The sequence below is a fragment of the Arthrobacter sp. CJ23 genome (assembly GCF_024741795.1).
Lineage (GTDB): Bacteria > Actinomycetota > Actinomycetes > Actinomycetales > Micrococcaceae > Arthrobacter.
Window position 1 is genome coordinate 1,341,977 of record NZ_CP102950.1, and the last position, 24,720, is coordinate 1,366,696.

The window sequence follows — 24,720 nt, forward strand, 5'->3', positions numbered from 1 at the left end:
TGAGTCCATGACAGACACCTGGCTGATCGTCGGCCTTGGCAACCCCGGAAACGAATACAGCCACAACCGCCACAATGTGGGCCAGATGGTGCTGGACGAGCTCGCCTCGCGCGCAGGCGGAAGCTTCAAGGTCCACAAGTCACGGGCGCAGGTGGTGGAGGGCCGGCTGGGCATCGGCGGCCCCCGCGTGGTGCTGGCAAAGCCCATGACCTACATGAACGTCTCGGGCGGCCCTGTGGCAGGCCTCAGCAAGTTCTTCGACATCGCCCCTGACCACGTGATCGCCGTCCATGACGAAATCGACATCCCCTTCAACACGGTCAAGCTGAAGATCGGCGGGGGCGAAGGCGGCCACAACGGCCTCCGGGACATCTCCAAAGCCCTGGCCACCAAGGACTATCTGCGGGTTCGCGTAGGAGTCGGCCGGCCGCCGGGGCGCATGGATACAGCGGACTATGTGCTCAAGGATTTCGCCACGGCCGAAAAGAAGGAGCTGCCGTTCCTGCTCGATGAAGCAGCGGATGCGGTTGAGCTCCTCATGAAGGAGGGGCTGTTGGCCGCCCAGCAGCGTTTCCACCCCGCAAAGGCCTGATTCCCCGGACCCCCACGCAAGTACATTTCTTTCGGCCAAGGGACGTTGAAAACGTCTACTTACTTGGAAGGCTAGGGGGTACTCTACTCATAAGCGGAGGCGGCTTGGGGGGCCAAGGCCTGCAGGGGAAAAAGGAAACTGAATGTCAAGGGAGATGCATAGCTGGGGCGATGCTTCTATCGCGTTGGATCCAGTCGACACAGCACATACGAAGCCCGGGAGCCACCTGAAATGGTCGGTTGCCGCACGGGGCACCGAACTCGAACGTGTCAAAGCCGCACTGACCGCACCTGATTGCCTCGGGGTCATCATTACCGGTGCCCATGGAGTGGGGAAAACCTCCATGAGCCACTTGGTGGTTTCTTCCTTGGACGAGGCGCCGCATGTCCTTCACCTCCGCACCCCCACCACCGACAATGCATCGGCCTACAGCTCCTTCGGCTTCATGCTTGCCCGGCTCCCGCAGAAGTACCTGGGTTCCCCCACCGGGATCCTTCAGGGCATCGCCGCCATGATCCGGCAGGATGCCGGGGACCGTGACGTGGTGATAGTCGTCGACAACCCGGTGGGGATGGACGACATGAGCACCGGCGTCCTCATGAATATTCTGATCACCGGCACGGCCCGCATCATCGCCATTGCACCGCACGTCAGCGACCTGCCCGCGGACTTCCACTGGCTGGTCCAGGACGGCCGGCTCTCCGAAGTCACCCTGGAAACGCTCACGCAGCAGCAGACAGGTGAACTCCTCTCCGCCATGCTCGGGCACCGCCTCACCAAGGCGCTCATCAGCAAACTCCACGCAATGACGGGCGGCAACCCGCTGCTCCTGGAATCAATCGTCACCGAACAGAGGCACAGCGGAAACCTTGTGCTGGTCGATTCCGTGTGGACCTTGCGCGGCGACGTGGTGCTGGAGGGAGGCCACGGCCTCGAGGAGATCGTCCGCTCCAGGTGGTCCCGGGAAACCCGGGAAGCCAAGGAAGTCATTGAAATGCTGGCCTGCGCCCGTCGGGTGCCGCTAGCGGTCCTGGCCACCGTGTACAGCGCCAAGACCTTGGCGGACATGGAGGAATCCGGCCTGCTGCACGTGGACGACGGCGCCGAACGCTGGGCCTCCCTGCGGCTGCAGTACATGGCGGACATCGTCCGCGGCTGGCTGACGGTGCCGCGACGGCGCAAACTGCGTGAAAAGCTGCTCGAGCGCAACGAGCCCAACCTTGCCGATATGACGGCGGAGGACCTCATGGTCTATGCCGCCTGGGCACATGACTGCCAGGTGGAGCTCGACCCCGCGCACGCCCTCGCCGCGGCCAGGGCTTGCGTCCAGCTCTTCGACCCGGTGTTCGCCATCACGTGTGCCGAGAGCATCCGCCGCTCCGACGCCGAATGGGCGGGGGGACAACGCGAAAAGGCCGCCGCGTTCATTCTTCTCTCTGACAGCAAACAAGCCCTGACCGCCGTGGAGGATGTCACCGAAGAGCAGCTCGACGCCCTGCCGATCAGGGATCTTGCGACCTACGCGGCAGTGCGCTGCACAGCGATGCGCGGCGTGGCCGGGCAAGCCGGACTGGTTCCCCACGTCCTTGACGAGGCCCGGGACCGGCTCGGACGGCTCTCCGAGGACGCGGAAAGCGAGGAGTACGCGCGCGCACTCCGCCGCCTTGACCTTGAGGAATACGTCCACGCCGCCTATTCCGGGGAGTACCTGCGCGTCATGGAGCGGTTGGAGAAAGCATCTGCGGACCGCACGGTTTCCCATCTTTCGCACAGCATCCATAGCAGCATCATCCTCATTGAGGCCTATGCCATGACAGGGCGCGAAATGGACGCGCTCCGCCTGGTCGAAGACACCGGACAGCGGATCGCCGAGGCTTCCCATGCGGGGGCGTTCTGGGAGCATTTCCGGCTGCGTGCTTTCTGCGCAACCCTGGCTGCGGGGCACTGGCGCAGTTGCCTGCGGCTGCTTGCGTCCGGACCTGCGGCCACGCCCTCGGAACTGCAATACCGGGGTGCAGTCCTGGAACTCGCCATCGGCATGGCCAATCTGTTCGCAGGACGCGGTCCGGAGGCGCTTGAATCGCTGTTGCCGGCTGCAGCGCAGCTGGAGCACAGGCCGGTCATGAACCTGCTCCCCGTTGCTTACGCTGCCACTGCGTTCGCCTATGCCCAAATCGGTGATTCCAGCAACGCCTACAAATACCTGTCACTGGAAGGCGTGGACGGGTGGGCCGGCGGCTTCGTGACCAACTGGGCGCGGGAATTCTGCACGGACATGGCCCGCCGCTGGCTCGGCGAACCAGACGCCAGGGAAAGGCTGATCACTGCCGCCAAGGAAGACATCGCGCAGCAGCGCTACACCACCGCGGGAATCAACCTGGTAGGGGCCACGGTCAACGGGCGGGACGAGGACTTCCTGCTGATGGAGCAGGTGGCCTCGCACCGTCAAGGCGCACTGGCCCGATTGTCGGCGCTGATGGCCAAGGGCAGCCTGGGCCACAGCTCCCGCATCATGCTGGAGGCCGCCGACCTGGCGGCGAGCCTGGAACTTGATGCCATGGAGGCCCGCTGCGTGGCACTGGCACTTGACTACGCCCGGCAAGCTTCGGACCAAGCCGCATCACGGCTGGCCAAGGCGAGGCTGGACAGGCTATCGCAGGTGGTGGTCGAGTTGCCGGTGGTGCCGCAGGGCAACGCTCCGCTGCTGACAGAGCGTGAGCGGCAGATTGCCCGCCTTGCGGGTCGCGGCGTGTCGAACCGGGACATCGCGAGGGACATCGGCGTCTCTGTGCGGACGGTCGAAGGCCACTTGTACCAGGTGTTTTCCAAGCTGAGCGTATCCTCCCGGCGAGATCTCCTTGGCCTCATCTAACGACATGGACACACGCCCGAGTGGCCTCGCGGACCTGAATCCGGTACGGCCACGGCCCTTCGTGGGACGCCGGCACTACGTCGACGCGGCCACGGAGACGCTGCGCAGCGGCGCCACGGGAGCCGTCCTTCTGGTCGCGGAGCCCGGCCTCGGCAAGTCGGCCTTGGCGGAAGCCATCGCCCAGAACCTGGCCGGCGAAATGATCGTCATGCGGGTCCACGGCAGCCCCTCGCTGGCCAACGTTCCCTACGGGGTCCTGGCGCCCTACCTGGTGGACCTGCCGGAAGACCCGACGAGTTCCCATGTGGCCATCCTGCGCGCGTTCTGGGCCCAGTTCGAGCGGCTTCGCGCCGGCCGCGAGCTGCCGTTGCTGCTGCTCGTCGATGATGCCCACGAGCTTGATTCCGCGACGGCCAATGTGATCGTCGACCTCATCACGGCCAACTGGGCCAAAGTGGTGGCATCATGCCGGCCACGCCCTGGCCTGCCGGCGTCGCTCATGCAACTCTGGTACGACAGCATGGCGGAACGCTTCGACCTGGAACCGCTCGGCCGGGATGACGTCGGCGACGCTGCCGAACGCATCCTCGGCGGGCCCGTGCTGCCGAGCACCACGCACATGCTGTGGACCGCCTCGGAGGGCAACCCGATGCTGCTCAACTGCCTGCTCGAAGACGGGCGGGCCAACGGCAGCATGGTCCGCAACAACGGTGTCTGGCTGCTGGCCGGGCCCTTGGCCACGGGCGGGCCCGCCTTGACCGGGGCCGTGCGGAACCAGCTCCTGCGCCGGACTCCGCAGGAGCGCGAGGCCCTCACCATGATCGCGTTGGCCGAGCCTGTGAGCCTGGCCGCCCTGGAGGCAACGTCCGGTGGCGACATGGTCCAGGCCCTGGTGGACAGCCAGCTGGTGGAGATGTCCACCGACGGTGCGGAACAGCTGCGCCTCCGCCACGCCGTGTACGGGCAGGCGATCCGCAGCATGGTCTCGTCGTCGCGCAGCCTGCAGCTGCGCCAGCAGCTCATCAGCTATCTCGACAGCCAGCCGGGTTCCGAGGCCGCCCTGCTCCGGATGGTGGCCTGGTCGGTTGAATCAGGAGTCAAGGTTCCTGACCACCAGCTGCTCAAGGCTGCCGTCCATGCTTCCCGGACGTTCCAGAACGAGGCTGCAATCAACCTGGCAGCGCGGATCCATGACCCCGGACCCTGGCAGCAGGGCCGCGCCGCCGCATCCCGTGCATACTTCAACCTTGGGCTCTACACCGAGGCGGCACGGGCCCTTGAGGCAAGCAAGCTGGAAGGTCTGCAGGGCCACGGCGACAGCGCCGCCCCGGCTGGTTGTGTGCTGCTCGAGGCCAGTATCCACAGCGCACTGGCCGCTGCCCAGCCCGGCGGCTTCGGAGCTGCGCTGGGCCGGGGACCCGGCCATCGCGCCGGCGTCCCGCGCTCAGTGGCGGGACCGCCCCAGCCTGTCATGCAGCTCGTGGACCTGGACGTGGCGGGAGACTTCCAAGGCCTTGCCGGTGCGCTGGAGGAGCTGGGACCCATGCTTCTGGCTGGCCGCGAGGACCGGAAGCAGGACGTTCACCGTGCCTTCCTCCTGTGCATGCATTCGGACGCCCTCCGTGGCCAGGGAGACCCCGTCCAGGCGCTGGCCGAGGCCAACCAGGCCGCGGAGCAGGTGGCCGAGGATTCCGGGGAACTCTTCTTCATCCGGGAGTTCGTGCTCTACCGTCAGGCGGCCGCCGCCGTGGACGCGGGGGATTGGGCCCAAGCGGAGAAGATTTTGGGAGACTATGAGGCCCGCGCAGGGGCCGGGCTGACGACCTTTGGCGGAACCGTCCAGTATTTCCGGGGCATGGCGCTGGTGCGGCAGGGGCGCTTTGATGCAGCGTTCAAGCTGCTGCGCGCGGCCGTCGAGGCCCTGCGCCTGAACGATCCCCTGCAGCTTCTGCGGTGCGCCGTGGGCTTGACCGCCTATGCGGCAGTGCGTGCCGGCGAACGGCAGCAGGCCCAGATCCTGTTGGACGAATCCCGGGGATTCCGGGGACCGGGACGGGGAGCGGACTGGTGCCTTGGGCCGGTCTTCGCGGCGGCAAGTGGCGAGGTCCTGAACCGGGACGGCGCAGGAGTGGCTGCCCTCCAGGATCTACTCGATTCTGTTTCCCCCGCATTGCCGGCAGGAGCGCGCCTCCAGGCATTGTCGCTGTGGTTGGAGCTTGGCAGCGGGGCGGCCGTGGAGCAAACGCTGGAGCTGACCTCAACCATGACCGGGCAGTGGGCGTCCGCGTGGTCGCACTTCGCCTCGGCCCGCGGGACCCGGGATCCAGCCACGGCAATGAAGGCTGCCGAGTCGGTTGCGTCCCTCGGCATGATGCGGATGGCGCGGGATGGTTTTGCGCACGCAGCCGGCCTTTTCAAGGCAGCCGGCGAGCAGTCCGGCGCCCGCCAGGCCGCCATCCGGCAGGCGCAGTGCGACCATGACCTCGGAGAGCAGAAGCCGGGCGACGTCGCCGGGCCTGCACAGACCGCCCAGGTCCAGCTGACCAGGCGGGAACGCGACATCATTGCACTGGCCGTTGAAGGGCTGACGGACCGCCAGATCGCGGACCGGCTCATGGTCTCGGTGCGCACCGTGGAGGGCCACCTCTACCGCAGCTACGCCAAACTTGGCATCAGGCGGCGCGAAGAGCTGGAAGGTGCCGCCGGCCTCTGAGAGCGGCGGTGCCCGCGGGCGGCCGTGAATGCCGGTTCCGCCGTCGGACGATTTCCGGGAGCAGCGCCGGGACGTACTCATTTTTGTCCGCCATGACTACCTGCCCGGCTCAGCCTTTCCCCCGACGGGGCATCCTCGCGCCGCGGGGAACGTGCATTCATTGGACTAACTCGTTCGAGTAGTGGGCAAGTAATTCCGGCCAGGCACTGGCCCATACCGAGTACCGCGACACAGTAGTGCCCCCCATGCTGCCGTGAAAAACGAGTAATGGTTACGGATGTGCCCGCCAGCCGGGCGCAGTTAACTGATTGCAGTCAAGAAACCGGGGGAAGGTCTCGACATGTTCGCCTCATCAGCTCGCATCAGCACTCGTCTCAACCCGCTGCTCGATGCCGCTGTCCGGCACATGCCGAACGCCCCGGCAGTCGTGGTTTTTCCATCCGTGAGTATCCGGACTCCAGGTTTTATCCGGCGCGCTCCCTCGCTCCTTCGAGTGGCCAGCGGCGCCCCCACTACGGAGCCGGCGGCGATAGAGTCTTCTGAGACCAAGGCTCTGCCCCCAGCCGCCGCCGGCTCCCTCAACCTCGGCTCCCTCAACCTGGTGCCGGCATGACCGGGACCATGCTCAAGCCCGCCGGTTCGGATCGACTGGCCCGGGTCACTGCGCGGCGCGTCAGGAAAGCGTCAAAGCGGCTGAGCGCCTATCTGGGTATGGTCCACCTGCGGCTGCGCAACACCTTGGTGCGTGACTCTGTCACCGGAACCGCCGACGTCGTGGTCTCCATGACCACGTGCGGCCAGCATTTCCGCACGGTCGATGTGGCCCTTGAATCCATCGCCCGGGGAACGGTGAAGCCGCGGCGGCTGATTCTGTGGCTGGATGATCCGGCCCTGCTGACGGCCGAACAGCCGGGGCTTCGGCGGCTGCAGCGGCGTGGCGTCGAAGTCCGCTTCTCGCGCAACTTCGGCCCGCACACCAAGTACTACCCCTGCGTGGCAGGGGGCCGCGACCCGGTGAGCCCGCTGGCCACGGCCGACGACGACATCATCTACCCGCCGCGGTGGCTCAAAACGCTCGTGGACGCCAACCGCCGCTACCCGGACATGGTCCACGGGCACCGGGTCAGCGTGATCGGCACCAACGGCGGAAGCATCACCCAGTACGAGGCCTGGCTGCGGCGCCGTGACACCCGCCCCGGCTTCAACAATCTTGCGATGGGCGCCTCCGGCGTCATCTACCCGCCGGCGGTGCAGCGCGAACTCAGGAACCGCGGCGAACTTTTCATGGACGTGTGCCCCGGCGCCGACGATATCTGGCTCCACTGGGTGGCCCTGCGGGCCGGAATCCCGACACGCCAGGTGGAGGCAATGCCCCACTTCTTTCCGATGATCCCGGGAAGCCAGGCCACGGCGCCCAGCGGCGTCAATGTGGCCCAGCGAAGCAACGACCATTGGATCCGGACCCTCTACTCCACAGACGACATTTCCACACTGGCGGCAACAGGACCTGCGGAATGGCCCAACGACGGTGATGGCCAGCACGGGGCAACTGGCTGAACGGCCCGCGGGGCGTGCCGTGGGATAATTAGCTTCAGTCCATGTGACTTAATTCGTCCGGCCCCGGCCGCGGCGTCCGAGGTCACCTACCTGTCGCATCAGGAGCCTTCACCATGGTTGCCACCCCAGCCCACCTTCTCCACTCGGCTGCCACGCTCGGCAACGAGGAAATCCTGCGCATACGCAACGACTTCCCCATCCTGCAGCAGACCGTCAACGGCAAACCGCTGATCTACCTGGACTCCGGCGCCACCTCACAGAATCCGCTCAGCGTCATCGAGGCCGAGCAGGAGTTCTATGAGCAGCGCAATTCCGCAGTCCACCGCGGCGCCCACTACCTGGCGGTCGAGGCGACGGAATCCTTCGAGGACGCCCGGAGCACGGTTGCGGCCTTCATCGGCGCCGAGTGGGACGAAGTCATCTGGACCTCCAACGCCACCGAGGGCCTTAACCTCCTGAGCTATTCCTTCCTGAACGCGTCCCTGCCGGGCGCCGATCCGGAGGCAGCCCGATTCGCGCTGTCCGCCGGGGACGAAATCGTGGTCACCGAAATGGAACACCACGCCAACCTCATTCCCTGGCAGCAGCTGGCACAGCGCACCGGCGCCGTGGTCCGCTACATCCCCGTGGACGATCACGGAGTCCTGGACATGGAGGAGGCCGCCCGGATCATCGGCGGCGGCACGAAGGTCCTCGCCTTTGCGCACGCCTCGAACGTCCTGGGCACCATCAACCCCGTGGCCGAGCTCGTGGCGCTGGCCCGCGCCGCCGGCGCCCTGGTGGTCCTGGACGCCTGCCAGTCGGCCCCGCACATGCCGCTGGACGTCAAGGCGCTCGACGTCGATTTCGCCGTGCTGTCCGGCCATAAGATGCTGGCCCCCACCGGCATCGGCGTGTTGTACGGCAAGTCCACGCTCCTGAACGCCATGCCGCCCTTCCTCACCGGCGGCTCCATGATCACCACCGTCACCATGGAGAAGGCCGCGTTCCTGCCCGCGCCGCAGCGCTTCGAAGCCGGAACCCAGAAGATTTCCCAGGCCATCGCGCTGGCCTCCGCCGCCAACTATCTGAGCGAGACGGGGATGGACCGCATCCACGAATGGGAGACCGTCCTGGGCCGCCGCCTGGTGGAGGGCCTCAGCAGCATCCCGGGCGTCCGCGTGGTGGGCCCCGCCGCTGGGATCGAGCGTATCGGCCTGGCCGCGTTCGACGTCGACGGCGTCCACGCGCACGACGTCGGGCAGTACCTCGACGACCTGGGCATCGCCGTCCGCGTGGGCCACCACTGCGCCCAGCCCCTGCACCGGCGGCTCGGCCTGACAGCCACCACCCGCGCCAGCACGTACCTGTACAACACCACCGACGACGTCGACGCCCTTGTCCGGGCTGTCGCGGGCGTGCGGGGATTCTTCGGAGCGTAGGAACACCATGAGCCTTGAACAGCTGTACCAGCAGATCATCCTGGACCATTCCAAGATCCGGCACGGCGACGGCCTCACCATGATCGAGGCGCCGGAGGGTTCCACCAAGGGCCAGTCGCACCAGCTCAATCCCACCTGCGGGGACGAGATCACGGTGCGCGTCGCGGTGCAGGACGGCCGGGTCAGCCAGCTGCGCTGGGACGGTGCGGGCTGCTCCATTTCCATGGCCTCGGCGTCGGTCCTCACCGACCTCGCTGAAGGCCTGGACGTCGGGGAGTTCACGCACCTCATCGATACGTTCCGCGACATGCTGCGTTCACGCGGCAAGATCGCCGCGGACCCTGAGGTCCTGGGCGACGCCGCCGCATTTGAAGGCGTGGCCCGCTACGTGGCCCGCGTCAAGTGCGCCATGATCTCCTGGGTCGCCGCGGAGGACGCCCTGGCCCAGGCTGTCGCCGGGCAGCGGGGTTAGCCCGGCAGCCGGGCTGGATGATCCGCGCCCGGCTCAGGTGCGGGCGAAAACGTCCGGGACGCCGTCGCCGTCGTCGTCCCTTTGCTCTTCGGCCTCGATGCGCCGGTAGTGCCGGTTGCGGACCCGGAGCACGACGGCGGCGAGCAGCGCCGCGATCAGGGAACCGCCCAGGATGGCCACCTTGGCGTGGTCGTTGTGGGCCGAGCCGAGGCCAAAACTGAGCTCGCCGATCAGCAGCGAGACGGTAAAGCCGACGCCGGCGAGGATGGCCACGCCCGCGAGGTCTATCCAGGCGAGGCTGGCATCCAGGCTGGCCCGGCTGGTCTTGGTGAGCAGGAACGTGGTGCCGAAAACGCCGACGGCCTTGCCTGCCACAAGCGCCGCGATGATGCCGATGGCCACGGGGTCGCTGAAGGCGGCGGCCATGCCCTGCGCCCCGCCCAAGGCCACGCCCGCCGAAAAGAAGGCAAAGACGGGAACGGCGAAGCCGGCCGAAAAGGGGCGCAGCCTGTGCTCGAAGCTTTCGGCCAGGCCCTCGGCGGGCTCGCCCTTCTTGCCCGAGGCGAACACCGGGACCGCGAAGCCCAGGAGCACGCCGGCCACCGTTGCGTGGATTCCGGACGCGTGGACGAATCCCCAGGTGGCCAGGGCCAGGGGCAGCAGCAGGTACCAGCTGCGGATGCGCTTCTGGACCAGGAACGTGAACAGGCCCAGCGGAACGAGGGCGGCCAGGAGCATGAGCGGCTGGAGGCCGGTGGAATAGAAGAAGGCGATGATGCCGATGGCCAGCAGGTCATCCACCACGGCGAGAGTCAGCAGGAAGGTCCGGAGCGCCGCCGGCAGGTGCGTGTTGATGACGGCCAGCACCGCCAGGGCAAAGGCGATGTCGGTGGCGGTGGGGATGGCCCAGCCCCTAAGGGCTTCGGCTCCCGAGCCGAGATTGATCACGGCGTAGATGATGGCGGGCACGGCCACGCCGCCCACGGCTGCGGCCACGGGGACGATGGCCTTGGCCGGTTTGCGGAGTTCGCCGGCCACGAATTCGCGCTTGAGCTCCAGGCCGGCCAGGAAGAAGAACACGGCCAGCAGGCCGTCGGAGGCCCAGTGGCCCAGGCTCAGCTCAAGGTGCCAGGGCTCGAAGCCGATCTTGATGTCGCGCAGGGCGAAGTAGCCGTCCGCGGCGGGGGAGTTGGCCCAGACGAGGGCGAATACCGTGGCGGCCAGGAGCAGGGCGCCGCCCACGGTTTCCGTGCGGAGGATCGCGAGGATCCGCCGGTATTCGGTGTAGCTGGTGCGGCTGAAGACGCGTTCCGTGCGGGACGGCGGCGAAGTGTGGCTGGCCATGGGGCTCCTTGCGGGTAGGCGGGCACGACAATACGAACCGCCGACCAGGCTTCCCGGCACACCAGGTACCAGTCTAGCCGAGCAGCCCCGCAACCCCGATGACCGCCGTCGCGAGTCCCAGCACCATGGAGATGGTGACCAGGACGACGTGGACGGTGAGGAACGTGGTGGCCTTGCCTGCGGCGTCGCGGGCGCGCGGGTCCTTCATGACGCGTCGCAGGAACTGCGGCCACACCACCAAGGACCATACGCCGGCAACGATCAGGACCCAGCCCAGGATTGCGGGGATCTGCATGCTAGTGGCTTTCGAGCCAGGCCTGCGCCTGCTGGGACTGGATGTTCAGCGCCTTGCCGACCATGGGCTCGGCGGCGTCGGCGATCTTGCCGCCCAGGAACGGAACCGAGGAGGACACGGTGCCTTCGAGCTCAACGCGGGTGCTGCCGCCGTCGGCCACGAGGCGCTGGACCGCGGTGACGTCCAGCGGGGCGCCGGAGATCTTCATGGTGATGTTGCTGACGCGGGAGCCGTCGGCAGCGGGGGCATCCCACTGCTCGTTCTGCGTGACGGTCAGGCTGTCGCCGACGAACTTGCGGGCGATGTCCGGCAGGCGGGTGGTGGGCAGCGTGCGCACAGCGGTGGTGCTGAATGCGCCGGCGGTGTCGCCGTCGATGGTGAACGATTCCAGCGTGCCGCCCACGAACTCGCTCGTGTGCCGGAGGAATTCCTCGTTGACGAAGATCGCTGCGACGCGGTCAACGCTGTGCGGCAGGGTGGTGGTTGCACTCAGGGCCATGGGTCCTCCGTGGACGAATTGGGTAGGGAAGCTGTTTCAGCTCCAAACATCCTACGGGGTGGGCGGGGTAGGCTAGGAACACCCCGGGATTCGAGAGAATCGCGGGTTTTCGTGTTGCCTGCCACCACTCCAGGAGCAATCCATGAGCCCCAAAGGCCAGCAGTCCCCGGCCCCGTCAGCGAACGCCCCCTCAACAGAGGCCGGCGACGCCAGCGCCCTCGGCGGCCTGCGGCGAGCCATGGCCGAGGACCGGACGTTTGCCAGGGTGCGGCCGGAGGCGGCCAAGGACTTCGGCAGCCGCAGCACGGACTACCAGATCAGCGCCCCCACCGGCATGCGTGCGGCCCTGCTGGCCGAGATGGCCGATGGCTTGGCCGCGCAGGAGGGCTCGCCCGTGGTTGTGGCCGTGACGGCCACCGGCCGCGAGGCTGAGGATCTTACCGCCGCCCTGGCCGCATACCTCCCGCCGGAGTCCGTGGCGGCCTTCCCCAGCTGGGAAACGCTCCCGCACGAACGCCTCTCGCCGCGCTCGGACACCGTGGGCCGCCGGCTCGCGGTGCTGCGCCGGCTCGCCCACCCGGAAAACCCGACGGCGGCCCCCTTGCGTGTGGTGGTGGCCCCGGTCCGCGCGGTGGTGCAGCCGATCGTGGCCGGGCTGGGGGACCTGGTTCCCGTCACGCTGGCGGTAGGGCAGGAAAGACCCTTCAGCGACGTTGTACGCAGCCTTGCAGACGCCGCCTACGCCCGGGTGGACATGGTGACGCATCGGGGAGAATTCGCCGTCAGGGGCGGCATTCTGGACGTTTTCCCGCCCACCGAGGACCACCCCATCCGCGTGGAGTTCTTCGGCGACGAAGTGGACCAGATGCGCTGGTTCGCCGTGGCCGACCAGCGCTCCCTGTCCGCTCCGGGCGTGCACCACCCCACGGAGCTGCATGCGCCGCCGTGCCGCGAAATCCTGATCACCCCCTCGGTCATGTCCCGCGCCGCCAAGCTCAAGGCGGAGCTCCCGGCCGCGGCGGACATGCTGGAGAAGATCGCGGGCGGCATCGCCGTGGAAGGCATGGAATCCCTGGCCCCCGTGCTGGTGGACGCCATGGTGCCGTTCGTGGACCAGCTCCCGGCCGGCTCCCTCGCCGTCGTCATCGAACCGGAGAAGGTCCGCACCCGCGCGCACGACCTCGCGGCCACCAACGAGGAATTCCTCGAGGCCGCCTGGTCAACAGCGTCCGACGGCGGTGCGGCGCCCCTTGACCTGTTGTCCCGCGCGTCGACGGACCTGCACGCGGCGAGCTTCCGCTCCCTGACGGACACCCGGACTGCCGCGCTGGAGCACGGCGTGTCCTGGTGGTCCATCACCTCGCTGGCCACGGACGAGGACCTGGTCCTGGACATCGACGTCCTGAACCTGCACGCCCGCGAGCCGCGCGGCTACCAGGGCGATGTCGCGGAAATGCTCGAGTTCATCGGCTCCCATGTACGGGACCAGTGGCGGATCGTGGTGGTCACGGACGGCCCCGGACCGGCCCAGCGCCTGGCCGAGCTGTTCCACGACGCGGACATCCCCTGCGCCCGCGTGGACACCCTGGACAAGGAACCGCAGGCCGGCATCATCGAGGTGACCACTGCCGCCGTCGGGCGCGGTTTCGTCCTGGACGGCCTCAAGCTGGGGCTGCTCACGGAGGCCGATCTGCTGGGCCGATCCTCGTCCAGCTCCACCAAGGACATGCGCCGCATGCCCTCCAAGCGGCGCAACGCCGTGGATCCCCTGCAGCTGCACGCCGGCGATTTCGTGGTGCACGAACAGCACGGCATCGGCCGCTTCGTGGAGCTCATCCAGCGCAAGGTGGCCGGCTCGTCCGCCGCCGGTGATGCCGGGCTCCGCGAGTATCTCGTCCTGGAATACGCGGCGTCCAAGCGCGGCGCACCCGGCGACCGGCTGTTCGTGCCCACCGACCAGCTGGACCAGGTCACCCGGTACGTCGGCGGCGACGCGCCCGCGCTGAGCAAGATGGGCGGCGCGGACTGGGCCAGCACCAAGTCCAAGGCCCGCAAGGCCGTCAAGGAAATCGCCGGCGAACTCATCCGCCTCTACTCGGCCCGGATGGCCTCCCGCGGGCACGCCTTCGCCCCGGACACCCCCTGGCAGCGCGAGCTGGAGGAGGCCTTCCCGTATGTGGAAACCCCGGACCAGCTGACCACCATCAACGAGGTCAAGGCGGACATGGAGCGGGAGATCCCCATGGACCGCCTGGTCTCAGGCGACGTCGGCTACGGCAAGACCGAGATTGCCGTGCGCGCCGCGTTCAAGGCCGTGCAGGACGGCAAGCAGGTGGCCGTGCTGGTGCCCACCACGCTGCTCGCCCAGCAGCACTACGAGACGTTCACGGAACGTTTCTCCGGCTTCCCGCTGCGCGTCAAGCCCCTGTCCCGCTTCCAGGCGGCCAAGGAGGCCAAGGAGACGGCCGAGGGCGTCAAGAACGGCTCGGTGGACGTCGTGATCGGCACCCACCGCCTGCTGTCCAAGGACTTCGAGTTCAAGGACCTGGGCCTGGTGATCGTGGACGAGGAGCAGCGCTTCGGCGTGGAGCACAAGGAAGCGCTCAAGAAGATGCGCACCAATGTGGACGTGCTGGCCATGAGCGCCACCCCCATCCCGCGCACCCTGGAGATGTCCCTCACCGGCATCCGCGAAACCTCCACCCTGGCCACGCCGCCGGAGGAACGCCACCCGGTGCTGACCTACGTGGGCCCGTACACCAACAAGCAGGCTTCCGCCGCGATCCGGCGTGAACTTATGCGCGAAGGACAAGTCTTCTTCGTCCACAACCGGGTCTCCTCAATCGAACGGACGGCGGCCCAGATCCGCGAGCTGGTCCCCGAGGCCCGCGTGGAGGTGGCGCACGGCCAGATGTCCGAGAGCCGGCTCGAGAAAATCATCGTGGACTTCTGGGAAAAGCGCTTCGACGTCCTGGTCTGCACCACCATCATCGAAACGGGCCTGGACATCTCCAATGCCAACACCCTGATTGTGGACGGCGCGGACAAGTACGGGCTCTCGCAGCTCCACCAGCTGCGCGGCCGGGTGGGGCGCGGCCGCGAACGCGCCTACGCCTACTTCCTGTACCCCTCGGAGAAGCCCCTGGGCGAGGTGGCGTTGGAACGGCTCAAGGCCGTCGCCGCCCACAACGAACTGGGCGCAGGCATGCAGCTGGCCATGAAGGACCTCGAAATCCGCGGCGCCGGCAACCTGCTGGGCGGCGAGCAGTCCGGCCACATCCAGGGCGTCGGCTTCGACCTCTACATCCGCCTGGTGGGCGAGGCCGTGGCCGAATACCGCGGCGAGGCCGAGGAAAAGGCGGCCGAGATGAAGATCGAGCTGCCGGTCAACGCCCATCTGCCGCACGACTACGTTCCAGGCGAGCGGCTGCGCCTGGAGGCCTACCGCAAGCTGGCCGCCGCCATCACCAACGCGGCCATCGACGAGGTCCTGGACGAGCTGGTGGACCGCTATGGCGAGCCGCCGCTGCCGGCCAAGAACCTCATCTCGGTGGCCCGCTTCCGGGTGGGGGCCCGCGAAGCCGGCTTGTCCGACGTCGCGCTCCAAGGCAACTTCATCAAGTTCTCGCCGGCACAGCTCCCGGAGTCCAAGGCCATGCGCCTGAACCGCATGTACCCGGGCTCGCAGGCGAAGCCGGCGCTCGACGCCGTGCTGATCCCCAAGCCGAAGACCGCCAGGATCGGCGGCAGGGACCTGCAGGACGCCGAAATCCTCGAATGGGCCAACGGCGTCATCTCGGCAATCTTCAGTGACGTACCCGTGAAGGCGGGCTAGGCGGATGATGGGAGGACACCACGCCGCGTCAGGTGCCGCGGCGTGGATAGCCATTGCCTCGACCGGCCCGTATGCCTTGGGCTGGTATCCGCTGGACGCCACCGGGATCCTGATCGGAGCCATGACGACGGCGGGAACCGCGCTCGTGTGCGACTGGGACCACCGCTCCAGCACGATCGCGCATTCGCTGCCGCCGCTCTCGAAGGTGATCGCGGTGGGGATCGAGAAAGCCAGCGGCGGGCACCGGCAGGGGACGCATTCCCTGCTGGGAGCCTCGGCCTTTGTCATCCTCGCGGCCATGGCCGCGCAGTTCCAGGTGGCCACGCCGGTGGGCCAGCTTTCGGTGGGCGCCGGGCTGCTGTGCATGTTCATGATCAACCTGGCCGCGGACGCGCTGAAGCTCTTCCCAAAGCACGGCTGGCTCGCCAACTGGGTCTTCGCGCTGGTCATGGCCGGGCTGGTCACGTGGTTCGCCCCGGCGCAGTGGGGATGGCTGCCGTTGTCCATGCTGGCCGGCGTGGTGGTCCACATTGTGGGGGACATGATCACGGTGGGCGGGGTCCCGCTTCTCTGGCCGATCGTCATCAAGCCGCCCAAATTCTGGCGCAAGCTGCCGCTGGTCAGCGGGATCTGGAAGGCCAACGGGGCCCTGTCCATCCCGCTGCTGGGCAAAGCGGGTTCGCGCCGGGAGTGGCTGGTGCTCATCCCCGTGAGCGGCTACGCCATGGTGGGCATGGGGGTGGCCCTGTGGGCGCTGGCCCAGGAGCACTGGCCGCGCTTGCTCTCGGCCCTGGGGGCGCTGGCGGGGGTATGACCGGGCCTGTGCCGCGGACGGGTATCAGTGAAAAGCATTGACATGGACGGGCCCCAGGCGGATTATTACATCATCTGGATTAATTCTGGGGCCCGGCTGGGGTTCCGCCGGGCAAACACATTGGATCGTCTCTAGAGGACACCGCCATGCCTGAAAAATCTGAACTCCCCATCTTCCGTGCTGTCGTCAAGCAGCCGGAAACCCGCGATCTCCTGCACGCCGCTGAAGGCCTGTTCCGGATCGCGGACAACTTCAAGCTGAGTGAGAACAAGGATGCCCTCATCCTCGAATCACCCACGCACGCCGTGGAACTGGCCCGTGCCAGCGGCGGCATCTGGGCGGCCGACAACACCCGCCTCTTCAACCCCGGCCTCAAGCCGGAGCTTCCGGACCTGGACAAGGCCGGATCGTTCGCCAAGGACTTCGCCGCCAACTCCGGGCTCCTGCCTTCCCTGGGCGGAGCCGCCTCCTGGGGCGATGTGGTGCTCGGCGGAACGCGGCTCGCGACCGTGAACGGCAAGGAGCGCGAGGACCGGGAGCTGGACCGCCAGTTCATCTTCCCCGTGCTCGTGGAAGGGCTGCCCGTGGTGGGCGGCGGCGGCGACTTCACGCTGGCGCTGGGCGATGGTGGCGACATCATCGGCTTCCACGGCGTGTGGCGGGAACTGGCCGATTCCTTCGTGTCCCGCACCGTCCCGCGCGAAGAAGCCGAGGAGTCCTACCGGAAATCCCTGGATGCCGCGGGGCTGAAGCTCGAATCCGTCACGTCGTATCTGGCGTACTACTCCGCGCCGGCCTCGGAGGGCCAGGAGTTCCTGTATCCGGTGCATGTCCTCGGCGGCACCGCCGTGGTGGACGGCCAGCAGGTCCCGCTGCGCATGTCCACGGTTCCTGCCACCGAATTCGGACCCCAGCCCGTCATTCCCGCCCCGGAGCGCAAGCGCCCGCCCAAGGCCAGGCCGGGCGCGGGCGGCGGCGACGAAAAGCCCCGGCAGCGCCGCGGGTACACCATCCCGTCCACGGGGGAGAGGGTCACGGCCGAGGCCCGGGCCGCCAACCCCTTCGAAGCCGGAACGTCCTGGATCGGCGTGAGCGGCGGGCTGGCCGGCAGCAAGAAGAACGCCAAGGGATTCGTTGACGGATGGCAGAACGCCGGCTGGAACGTCAACTTCAACTGGGGCGACGCCAACGCCTTCGAAAGCGACTGGCGGCGCAACGACGACACCTGGGTCGATGCGGCCGACTTCGTGTTCTACACGGGCCACGCGTCCATGAACGGCTGGGTCCTGGCCAACCCCGACGACGGCAGCCTGAACTTCAGCGAGGTGGGGGCAAGTCCGGCCAATCCCGGTGACCTCTGGGGGCAGAACGACCTCGAGTGGGTGACCGTCGCGGCCTGCGGACCCCTGCAGGACAGCATCCTGTCGCCCGGGGGTGGCAACGTGCTCTCCCGCTGGGACGGGGCCTTCGACGGGCTGCACCTGCTCATGGGCTACGGTGCCATCACCTTCGACAACGAGACCGAGGGCCGCGACCTGGTCAAGTACGCCCGGCAGGGCAAGACGCTCCGGGACGCCTGGTTCCGCACGGCCAAGGAAACGCAGCCGGCCACCAACGGCTCCGCGGCCCCGGACGGTCCGGTGGTGTGGACCGGGGTGATGTGGGCCAGCAAGGCCGGCGCGGACCCCGCCAACGACCACGCCTGGGGCCACGGCTCGGTGTCTGCCGATCCGGTCTCGCCGACGTCGCTCTCCTGCATGTGGACGGTCTGCTGACCAAGCAACTGCGGCTGGCTTAAGCAACTGCGGCCGGCTTAAACAGCTGTGGCCCGGGCATCAGCCCGGGCCACAGCCATGAGGAGAATCAGCTTTCGCCGGCGGAGTCCGAGCGGCCAAGGATGGTCTGCGGGATCCAGAACGCCAGGGCGAACAGGCCAAGGCAGACGGCCATCGGCCACGGGTTGTCCAGCGTCAGGAAGGCCAGCGAGTAGATCGCACCGAGGAACAGGGCCATGCTGAACAGGAACAGCACAATGGTCAGGCCGAGGTTGTTCTCTTTTTCAATGGGAGCGCTGACGGCGTTCTTGGACATTACTTTCCTCCTCGGCCCCTCCGGGGCTCAAAACTGTGGCGTGTGCGGATGCTTCAGTAGTCGGACGAACCCTGTTCGCCCTTGACAATGGCAATTCCGGAACTCGCGCCGATACGTGTTGCACCAGCAGCAATCATAGCCTGAGCGTCGGCCAGTGACCGCACGCCGCCGGACGCCTTGACACCAAGTCCGGGCCCCACCGTACGGCGCATCAGGGCCACGTCCTCGGCCGTGGCTCCGCCGCCGTTGAAGCCGGTGGAGGTCTTGACGAAATCGGCACCGGCTTCCACGGAGGCCTCGCAGGCCAGGACCTTCTGTTCGTCGTTCAGCATGGAAGTCTCGATGATGACCTTCAGGATGGCGCCGCCGGTGTGGACGGCCTCGGCGACGGCCTTGATGTCGTCCACGAGGGCGCCTTTGTCTCCGGCGCGCGCGGCGGCCATGTTGATCACCATGTCGATCTCGTCGGCGCCGTCAAGCACGGCGCCGCGGGCCTCGAAGGCCTTCACGTCGCTCGGCGTGGCGCCCAGCGGGAAGCCGATGACCGAACAGGTGAGCACGCCGGAACCCTTGAGGGCCTTGGTGACGGTCTTGACCCAGATCGGGTTGACGCACACGGACTTGAATTTGTACTCGGCGGCCTCGCTGCAGACCTTCAGGACCTCGGCCTCGCTGGCCTCGGGTTTCAACAGGGTGTGGTCGATGTACGAGGCAATGCTGGCTTCGTTGCTCATGGCGTCCTTCCATGCCGGGCGTGGCCGGCCCGGTGGCCGCAAGGTTGTCACTGCCCGTCAAAGCACCATCTTGCCACAGCGGCGCGCCGCGGTTCAGGGGAACGGTTCAGGCGAACGGTTCAGGGGGAACTGCTCAGGCGGCCAGGGAGGTCTGCCGTCCGGCGTACAGCCCGTCCATCAGTAGTCCCGAGGCGCACAGCATCGCGGCGGCCTCGGCGGACAGGAGAAGGCCGAGCCGGAGGCCGTCGCAGGACGCCGCGTCGCCGATGGCCCAGATGCCCGGGACGGAGGTGGCGAGGTCGCGCCCCACGGCAATGCCGCCGTCGGGGGCTGTCTCCAGCCCGGCGCTTGCGGCGAGATCGCTGCGCGGCGCCCGTTCCTCCGCCAGCACCACCAGGTCGCCGTTCATGCGGCTGCCGTCCTCGAACACGATGCCCGTGGCGGGCAGTGCGGAACCGGCGATGGAAGGAAGGACGGCGGCCGGCCGCAGCGTGGTGCGGACCGGGCGGACACCCCGGGCACGGAGCACGGCTTCCGCCTGGCCGGCGGCAGGTCCGGTGCCGACGAGGAGGCCGAGCGGGCGGCGGCCCACGACCCGCGTGACGTCCTTGACGGCCTCGCCGAGCAGCCCGGCGTCGTCGATGGTGGAGTAGCTCAGGGCACGGCCCGCGCCCTGGACGGGAGGCAGTACGGGCGCGGAACCGGTGGCGATGACCAGGTGGTCATAAGCGAACTCAAGGCCGTCGGCCGTGGCCACCGTGCGGGCCGAGGCGTCGATGTGGCTTGCCGGCTGGCCGAAGCGGACGGATACCTGGGGGATGGCCGCCAGTTCCAGCAGTGCCTCGGAGCTGTCGTCACGGTTGCTGAGCACGGTGATGGCGGCGCCGCCTGCCGGGCCCGGCTGGCTGGTGAGCCGCCGGACCAGTGCCTGTGCCGCAGGACCGGCGCCGGCGACGACGATGCGAGGGGAGGCTGCGGAGGGGGTGGCGGACATGTTTGGCCCTTTCACTGGAGTACCCGCGGTTTGTCCGGCAGGCGTTGCCATCAGCCTAGGGAAGGGGTTTTTCGGCCGTGTTTCCCGGCGGTTGCCGTTTTGCGGCACGGGGACACACCACGTTTACCGGCCGGTAATAACGTGCGTCACACTGCGCTGGCGTGCCTTCTCAGTACCGGCGCAGCAGCTCGCGCAGGCCGTTGGCCGCGAAGGCCGCCACCGCCGAGGCACGGTCGATGACGCCGTGCGATCCCACGGGCTCAATGGAGGCGAGGAGCCCGGCCGCGTCAGCCAGGCTCATGCTGAGCTCCGCCTCCAGAAGGGGATCCCCAGCCAGCCCGTCGGGGTCCAGCCCGCCCAGCCGTAGCCAGGCCCTGCGCGTGTCGGACCAGGCATCCGGGCCGGGATCGTCGTGCAGGGTCCGGGTGACTGACAGCTCCTGCCAGCCACCGTCGAGCTTGACGCGGGCGCGGTAACTGAGTTCCTCGCCGCTGGCCTCCACCCGGCCGCCGGCGAGGAACAGGCGCGGCCCCAGGGGTGCGTGGTCCAGGTAGCCGGACAGCTGCGGCGCGGTGCCGCCGGCTTCCGAGGGGAGGACCACGGTGGCCCGGAACGTGAGCGGCTCGCCGTCGAGCTCGCCCTGCAGGGTGTCGTTGAAGCGGACGCCGGGGGCGGGATCTGCCATGGCCGTGCAGGAGGCGTCCTTGGTGAGGCCCGCAGGGTCCAGCGCGTCGAGGTACCTCCGGGCATCCCGGTAGCCCATGCCGATCAGCGTGTCGGCGTCGATCCTGTCCAGGTAGAACTCGGGGTCCAGCGGCAGGGGATGCTCAGGTTTCACCACGTGCAGCACAAACTCGCGTCCGGCGGCCCGGGCGGCCTCGAAATCCGCGAGGAGCGCCCCCATGGCACTCATTTCGATCATGTGGACGTACTGTTCCAGGGGTCCGTCGCCCCAGTACGGGGAGTTCCCGATGCACCAGACCAGCCACACTTCCTCGGCTCCGCGGCGCAGGGCCTCCGCCACGTTGGCGTCGCGGACCCACACGGCGTCGGTCCAGATCTTCCCGTCCCGGCGCAGCGGGGTGAGGAAGATCGGCAGCGACATCCCCGCGGCCATCAGCTCGGCGTCGATGTCCGCCGCGTCGATCGCGTGGCAGCGTTTCTCCACGAACTCCACCACGTTGAAGGAACCCCCGACGGACGCCGCTTCCGCCGCGCGGCGCCGGATCTCGCCGGCGTCGATCCCCAGGGCGGGGAAGACCTTGGTGAGCAGGCCGTCGGCGTCGCCGATGGCGGGCAGCGACCACGGGCCCTTGAGGTACTCGCCCAGCGGCAGGGCGGAGCCGAAGTCCTTGACGTTCACGCCGGACCAGTTGCTGCACATGGCTTCCGGCGCGATCCCGGAGAGAATCATCCCGGCTGTGAGGATGCCGCCGGAGGTCCCGTCCACGTGATCGAATTCCAGTCCTTCCTCGGCGAGCGCCCGCACCACGCCCGCCTGCCAGGCCACCCGCATGCCGCCGCCGGCGAGCACCAGCGAGCGCTTCGCAGGGCGTTTCATGCCGCGCCGCCGGGATGTGCTGCGTCCTCGACGCGCGTGAGCCCGCGCCAGTACACATACAGGAGCACCGCCGTCGCGAGGTCGAAGAAGGCGACCGCCAGCGCAAGGGGCGAGAACACGGAGTTCAGCACACCGATTCCCACCGCACCGAAGGCGCCCAGCTTCTGGAGCCCGGACCAGAACACCACATCCGGGGACGGGGACGCTCTGAGCAGGGTCTGCAGCAGCAGCCCGCCCACCACCACCATGAACATGCCCACCGTGCCGAACAGCTGGCGGGTGTCCGGCGTCGGCCCGGCTCCGAGCAGCTGCAGGATAGGCCCGCCGAACGGCACCTGCACGGCGCCCGAGATGACTGTGATGACGGCGATCACCGCCAGGACGGTGCGCAGGGGATCGAATCTCATGCGAAGGACTCCAGCAGCCGGCCTCGGTCCACCAGCAGCCAGACCATGGCCAGCCAGGTCAGCGTGGAGACGTAGAAGCGGATGTCGTTGAGCACCATCCAGCGCTGCAGCAGGGAGCGGAGCTCGGCGTCGTCCTTGAAGTCGCCGCCGCGGATCCGGACGTTGATGGGGATGATGATGCCCTGGCCCACCCAGGTCAGCACGATGATGCCCAGCAGGCAGATGATGGCCGGGATGACGCGGATGGTGCCCCACTCGGACCACACCAGGATGCCGCCGGAAATGAACATGATGGGCACCACCACGGTGAAGAACTTGGTGGCGGCGCGGGTGGGGATGCCGAAGTGCATGTCCACGTTGTCGCGGGCCAGGGAGCGCCACGTGGGGTACAGGAACCACTTGAGCACCCACATGGTGCCGACGTACATGGTGGCGCCGAAGAGGAAGTACAGCGCGTTCAGGAGCAGCAGCCAGGTCATCGGGCACCTCCGGGAGTGGCGTCTCCCGGAGAAGAGAGCGGAACGGCGCCCGGGCCGGGGACCCGGCTGCGGTCCGGCGGCGCGAGCCATTCCTGCCCCTGGCCCAGGGCCACCACGCTGTCCATCATGTCCCCGCCGCGGATGGCCCCGGCCTCGGCCTCCGTGGGTGCCGTCAGGAACCACGCCTCGTAGTGGTCATCCAGCACGCCGTGGGCCTCGGGCAGCCAGGCGGTGAAGAGGGGCTTGCTCTCCACCCGCAGCTTCTTCAGGGGCGCGACGCCGGGCGCGTCGCCGAGGATGAGGCGCGCCTTGGCCTGCCCGCCAAGGGCGATGTCGCCGGTGGCTTCAAAGTAGATGTCCGATTTCCAGAGCATGCCGCGGAAAGCACAGTAGTTGGAGGCGGCGAGCTTCAGGGGCAGTCCAAGCGGGGCGGGTCGTTCGATTTCGATGTAGCAGCCCAGCACGCCGTCCTGCTCGTACTGGGCCGAGACCGTGGTGTCCGTGACCACGAAGTCCAGATTGGCCTGGTGCTTGGGCATGCCCCAGATGCCCTTGCCGCCTTTGACCGAGACCTCGGTGCTGACGGGCAGGTCCACCACGAACTGGCCCAGCTTGAAGGTCTTCTGGAAGATCAGCGGGAGGATGGGCGGGGCGGGCCTGCTGCCGTGGGTGATGGCGATGGCCAGCGAGTATTCGATGTATTTGCCGATGTCCGTGGACTTGTAGTTGACCACCGTGACCACCAGCAGGCCCTTGCCGCCCAGGCTGAACGGGCGCATTTCCCGGCCCGGCAGGATGGCGGCCGCGGCCCGCTTGTTGATGGGGAACGCTGCCATGAGCACGGGGGAATCGTCCGAGTTCACGGGCATCAGGTATTTGATGCCGTCCACGCGGGCGTGCTGGCCGCGCAGCCGCTCCTGGCGGCGGGGGACCGGGGAGGGCATGCGCCTGAGCAGCGGGGCAAGCAGCTGGGTGAGGTTTTTCATGAGTTCAGCTCCTGGACTCTGTTTAACTCGTCGACGATGATCGGAAAGGTGTCCTGCCAGGCCCGGGCGCCGAAGAACACGTCCAGATGGCCGTAGCCGGGGATGAGGTGCAGCGAGTCCTTGCCGGGGCGGTGCTGCTGGAAGAAGTCGAAGGTCCGCTCCTGGCTCTCGGGCAGGAAGCACAGGTTGTCCTGCCCGGCCAGGAAGGCGAACCGCGCGTCCGTCTTCGGCGCCTGCGCCACGAAGTTCTCCGGCAGTTCCGGGTGGCTCCCGGCGGCCACCATGTGCCCGGCCCGGATGCTGCGGCCCATTTCCTCGAAGAACGTCATGGGCACCTCGGCGAACTCGCCCTTCAGCCATTCATGCGTGGCGTGGTCGAGGTTCCCGTGCGACCACAGTGCCGGCCGGCCGCTGCCGTAGGTGAAGCTCACCAGCTTGCAGACGGTGTTGTCGCATTCGTGGTGGCTGGCTTTGACGATTCCGCGGATGAATCGGGTGAAGTAGCCCTGCGACTTGTAGCCCCAGGCGGGGGACAGGTAGGGCGTGAACACCTTGACGATGGGCGTGAGGTAGTCGATTTTCAGCCGCGAGAACGGCGGCACCACCGGATGCAGGGACACCGCGTTGGAGACGATCGTGTCCACGCGGGGCAGCAGCCCGGCCACCGCGGACATGGTGAACGAGGTGGAGCCCTGGCAGTGGATCACGGCCTTGAGCGTGTCCGCGCCGGTCGCGTCCAGGACGTGGTCGACGGCGGCCGGGTGGTCGTACACGGCGGCGTCGGCGAGCGTCCAGGACAGGGGGTCGAGGTCGATCGAGGCCCGCCAGTTCAGCATCCACACGTCCCAGCCATCGTCCAGCAGGACGTCCACGATGGTGGTTGGCACCGGTGGCCGGAACAGTTCGGCCCGCACCCCGGAACCATGGACCAGGAGCACTGGCCCCTTGGTGACCTCCGCGGGCGAGCTCACGTGCACCAGGCTCAGCGGTGTGTTGTCCCGCGCCCGGAACGGGATGACCTCGGTCCGGTGTTCGGCCCGGGTGATGGTCATGG

At 67.9% G+C, this 24,720-nt stretch carries 20 protein-coding genes; 9 read left to right on the forward strand and 11 right to left on the reverse strand.

Annotation, left to right across the window (positions count from 1 at the left end; genetic code table 11):
* The first annotated feature begins 7 nt into the window (after positions 1-7).
* The 6 genes from pth to sufU all read left to right on the forward strand — a co-directional run bounded on the left by pth (position 8) and on the right by sufU (position 9,627).
* Positions 8-592, forward strand: coding sequence for an aminoacyl-tRNA hydrolase (pth, locus tag NVV90_RS06025; RefSeq protein WP_258440284.1), 585 nt, complete (start codon positions 8-10; stop codon positions 590-592).
* 343 nt (positions 593-935) lie between these two features.
* A complete protein-coding gene (locus NVV90_RS06030) occupies positions 936-3,464 on the forward strand; it encodes a helix-turn-helix transcriptional regulator (RefSeq protein WP_258440285.1) in 2,529 nt (842 codons plus the stop codon).
* Between the two features lie 4 nt (positions 3,465-3,468).
* The gene (locus NVV90_RS06035) at positions 3,469-6,177 is read left to right on the forward strand and encodes a LuxR C-terminal-related transcriptional regulator (RefSeq protein WP_258440286.1); all 2,709 of its coding nucleotides are present in this window, start codon (positions 3,469-3,471) and stop codon (positions 6,175-6,177) included.
* A gap of 609 nt (positions 6,178-6,786) precedes the next feature.
* Positions 6,787-7,734 (forward strand): hypothetical protein, encoded by a 948-nt coding sequence (locus NVV90_RS06040; RefSeq protein WP_258440287.1) that lies wholly within the window; start codon positions 6,787-6,789, stop codon positions 7,732-7,734.
* 113 nt (positions 7,735-7,847) lie between these two features.
* A complete protein-coding gene (locus tag NVV90_RS06045) occupies positions 7,848-9,155 on the forward strand; it encodes a cysteine desulfurase (protein ID WP_258440288.1) in 1,308 nt (435 codons plus the stop codon).
* Between the two features lie 7 nt (positions 9,156-9,162).
* Positions 9,163-9,627 carry a Fe-S cluster assembly sulfur transfer protein SufU gene (gene sufU, locus NVV90_RS06050; protein WP_258440289.1) on the forward strand — a complete coding sequence of 155 codons (465 nt, stop codon included), beginning with the start codon at positions 9,163-9,165 and terminating at the stop codon, positions 9,625-9,627.
* A gap of 33 nt (positions 9,628-9,660) precedes the next feature.
* Here sufU and nhaA read toward each other — a convergent pair whose 3' ends face one another.
* From nhaA to NVV90_RS06065, 3 genes are all read right to left on the reverse strand, one after another.
* Positions 9,661-10,971: a Na+/H+ antiporter NhaA gene (gene nhaA / locus NVV90_RS06055; RefSeq protein ID WP_258440290.1), complete on the reverse strand. Its 1,311-nt coding sequence runs from the start codon at positions 10,969-10,971 to the stop codon at positions 9,661-9,663.
* Between the two features lie 73 nt (positions 10,972-11,044).
* On the reverse strand, positions 11,045-11,266 hold the full coding sequence (locus tag NVV90_RS06060) for an SCO4848 family membrane protein (protein WP_258440291.1): 222 nt from the start codon (positions 11,264-11,266) through the stop codon (positions 11,045-11,047).
* 1 nt (position 11,267) lies between these two features.
* Positions 11,268-11,765 carry a DUF2505 domain-containing protein gene (locus NVV90_RS06065; RefSeq protein WP_258440292.1) on the reverse strand — a complete coding sequence of 166 codons (498 nt, stop codon included), beginning with the start codon at positions 11,763-11,765 and terminating at the stop codon, positions 11,268-11,270.
* A 238-nt stretch (positions 11,766-12,003) separates the two neighbouring features.
* Between NVV90_RS06065 and mfd the strand changes: the two genes are divergently transcribed.
* From mfd to NVV90_RS06080, 3 genes are all read left to right on the forward strand, one after another.
* Positions 12,004-15,600, forward strand: coding sequence for a transcription-repair coupling factor (gene mfd, locus NVV90_RS06070; RefSeq protein WP_258441087.1), 3,597 nt, complete (start codon positions 12,004-12,006; stop codon positions 15,598-15,600).
* A gap of 4 nt (positions 15,601-15,604) precedes the next feature.
* Positions 15,605-16,414, forward strand: a complete 810-nt coding sequence (locus tag NVV90_RS06075) for a metal-dependent hydrolase (RefSeq protein ID WP_258440293.1) — start codon at positions 15,605-15,607, stop codon at positions 16,412-16,414.
* Between the two features lie 146 nt (positions 16,415-16,560).
* Entirely contained in the window at positions 16,561-18,189 is a 1,629-nt protein-coding gene (locus NVV90_RS06080; protein ID WP_258440294.1) for a DUF6345 domain-containing protein, read from the forward strand.
* Positions 18,190-18,277: 88 nt separating this feature from the next.
* Here NVV90_RS06080 and NVV90_RS06085 read toward each other — a convergent pair whose 3' ends face one another.
* The 8 genes from NVV90_RS06085 to NVV90_RS06120 form a co-directional block, all read right to left on the reverse strand.
* Positions 18,278-18,505, reverse strand: a complete 228-nt coding sequence (locus NVV90_RS06085; protein WP_258440295.1) for a hypothetical protein — start codon at positions 18,503-18,505, stop codon at positions 18,278-18,280.
* A 53-nt stretch (positions 18,506-18,558) separates the two neighbouring features.
* The gene (deoC, locus tag NVV90_RS06090; protein ID WP_258440296.1) at positions 18,559-19,239 is read right to left on the reverse strand and encodes a deoxyribose-phosphate aldolase; all 681 of its coding nucleotides are present in this window, start codon (positions 19,237-19,239) and stop codon (positions 18,559-18,561) included.
* A 133-nt stretch (positions 19,240-19,372) separates the two neighbouring features.
* Positions 19,373-20,233: an FAD-dependent oxidoreductase gene (locus tag NVV90_RS06095; RefSeq protein WP_258440297.1), complete on the reverse strand. Its 861-nt coding sequence runs from the start codon at positions 20,231-20,233 to the stop codon at positions 19,373-19,375.
* Positions 20,234-20,402: 169 nt separating this feature from the next.
* Positions 20,403-21,794 (reverse strand): patatin-like phospholipase family protein, encoded by a 1,392-nt coding sequence (locus tag NVV90_RS06100; protein ID WP_258440298.1) that lies wholly within the window; start codon positions 21,792-21,794, stop codon positions 20,403-20,405.
* Complete coding sequence (locus NVV90_RS06105) at positions 21,791-22,201, reverse strand: hypothetical protein (protein ID WP_258440299.1); 411 nt, start codon at positions 22,199-22,201, stop codon at positions 21,791-21,793. Before NVV90_RS06105 ends, NVV90_RS06100 begins: the two co-directional genes overlap by 4 nt.
* Positions 22,198-22,680, reverse strand: a complete 483-nt coding sequence (locus NVV90_RS06110; protein WP_258440300.1) for a DUF1772 domain-containing protein — start codon at positions 22,678-22,680, stop codon at positions 22,198-22,200. The genes NVV90_RS06105 and NVV90_RS06110 overlap by 4 nt, the downstream gene beginning before the upstream one ends.
* Positions 22,677-23,666, reverse strand: coding sequence for an acetoacetate decarboxylase family protein (locus NVV90_RS06115; RefSeq protein ID WP_258440301.1), 990 nt, complete (start codon positions 23,664-23,666; stop codon positions 22,677-22,679). Before NVV90_RS06115 ends, NVV90_RS06110 begins: the two co-directional genes overlap by 4 nt.
* Positions 23,663-24,718 carry an alpha/beta hydrolase gene (locus NVV90_RS06120; protein WP_258440302.1) on the reverse strand — a complete coding sequence of 352 codons (1,056 nt, stop codon included), beginning with the start codon at positions 24,716-24,718 and terminating at the stop codon, positions 23,663-23,665. Before NVV90_RS06120 ends, NVV90_RS06115 begins: the two co-directional genes overlap by 4 nt.
* Between the last annotated feature and the right edge of the window lie 2 nt (positions 24,719-24,720).

What these genes read in the sequence shown, in the direction of transcription:
- pth (WP_258440284.1), top strand. Translation starts at nt 8, where the DNA reads ATGACAGACACCTGGCTGATCGTCGGCCTTGGCAACCCCGGAAACGAA.
- NVV90_RS06030 (WP_258440285.1), top strand. Translation starts at nt 936, where the DNA reads ATGAGCCACTTGGTGGTTTCTTCCTTGGACGAGGCGCCGCATGTCCTT.
- NVV90_RS06035 (WP_258440286.1), top strand. Translation starts at nt 3,469, where the DNA reads ATGGACACACGCCCGAGTGGCCTCGCGGACCTGAATCCGGTACGGCCA.
- NVV90_RS06040 (WP_258440287.1), top strand. Translation starts at nt 6,787, where the DNA reads ATGACCGGGACCATGCTCAAGCCCGCCGGTTCGGATCGACTGGCCCGG.
- NVV90_RS06045 (WP_258440288.1), top strand. Translation starts at nt 7,848, where the DNA reads ATGGTTGCCACCCCAGCCCACCTTCTCCACTCGGCTGCCACGCTCGGC.
- sufU (WP_258440289.1), top strand. Translation starts at nt 9,163, where the DNA reads ATGAGCCTTGAACAGCTGTACCAGCAGATCATCCTGGACCATTCCAAG.
- nhaA (WP_258440290.1), bottom strand. Translation starts at nt 10,971, where the DNA reads ATGGCCAGCCACACTTCGCCGCCGTCCCGCACGGAACGCGTCTTCAGC.
- NVV90_RS06060 (WP_258440291.1), bottom strand. Translation starts at nt 11,266, where the DNA reads ATGCAGATCCCCGCAATCCTGGGCTGGGTCCTGATCGTTGCCGGCGTA.
- NVV90_RS06065 (WP_258440292.1), bottom strand. Translation starts at nt 11,765, where the DNA reads ATGGCCCTGAGTGCAACCACCACCCTGCCGCACAGCGTTGACCGCGTC.
- mfd (WP_258441087.1), top strand. Translation starts at nt 12,004, where the DNA reads ATGGCCGAGGACCGGACGTTTGCCAGGGTGCGGCCGGAGGCGGCCAAG.
- NVV90_RS06075 (WP_258440293.1), top strand. Translation starts at nt 15,605, where the DNA reads ATGATGGGAGGACACCACGCCGCGTCAGGTGCCGCGGCGTGGATAGCC.
- NVV90_RS06080 (WP_258440294.1), top strand. Translation starts at nt 16,561, where the DNA reads ATGCCTGAAAAATCTGAACTCCCCATCTTCCGTGCTGTCGTCAAGCAG.
- NVV90_RS06085 (WP_258440295.1), bottom strand. Translation starts at nt 18,505, where the DNA reads ATGTCCAAGAACGCCGTCAGCGCTCCCATTGAAAAAGAGAACAACCTC.
- deoC (WP_258440296.1), bottom strand. Translation starts at nt 19,239, where the DNA reads ATGAGCAACGAAGCCAGCATTGCCTCGTACATCGACCACACCCTGTTG.
- NVV90_RS06095 (WP_258440297.1), bottom strand. Translation starts at nt 20,233, where the DNA reads ATGTCCGCCACCCCCTCCGCAGCCTCCCCTCGCATCGTCGTCGCCGGC.
- NVV90_RS06100 (WP_258440298.1), bottom strand. Translation starts at nt 21,794, where the DNA reads ATGAAACGCCCTGCGAAGCGCTCGCTGGTGCTCGCCGGCGGCGGCATG.
- NVV90_RS06105 (WP_258440299.1), bottom strand. Translation starts at nt 22,201, where the DNA reads ATGAGATTCGATCCCCTGCGCACCGTCCTGGCGGTGATCGCCGTCATC.
- NVV90_RS06110 (WP_258440300.1), bottom strand. Translation starts at nt 22,680, where the DNA reads ATGACCTGGCTGCTGCTCCTGAACGCGCTGTACTTCCTCTTCGGCGCC.
- NVV90_RS06115 (WP_258440301.1), bottom strand. Translation starts at nt 23,666, where the DNA reads ATGAAAAACCTCACCCAGCTGCTTGCCCCGCTGCTCAGGCGCATGCCC.
- NVV90_RS06120 (WP_258440302.1), bottom strand. Translation starts at nt 24,718, where the DNA reads ATGACCATCACCCGGGCCGAACACCGGACCGAGGTCATCCCGTTCCGG.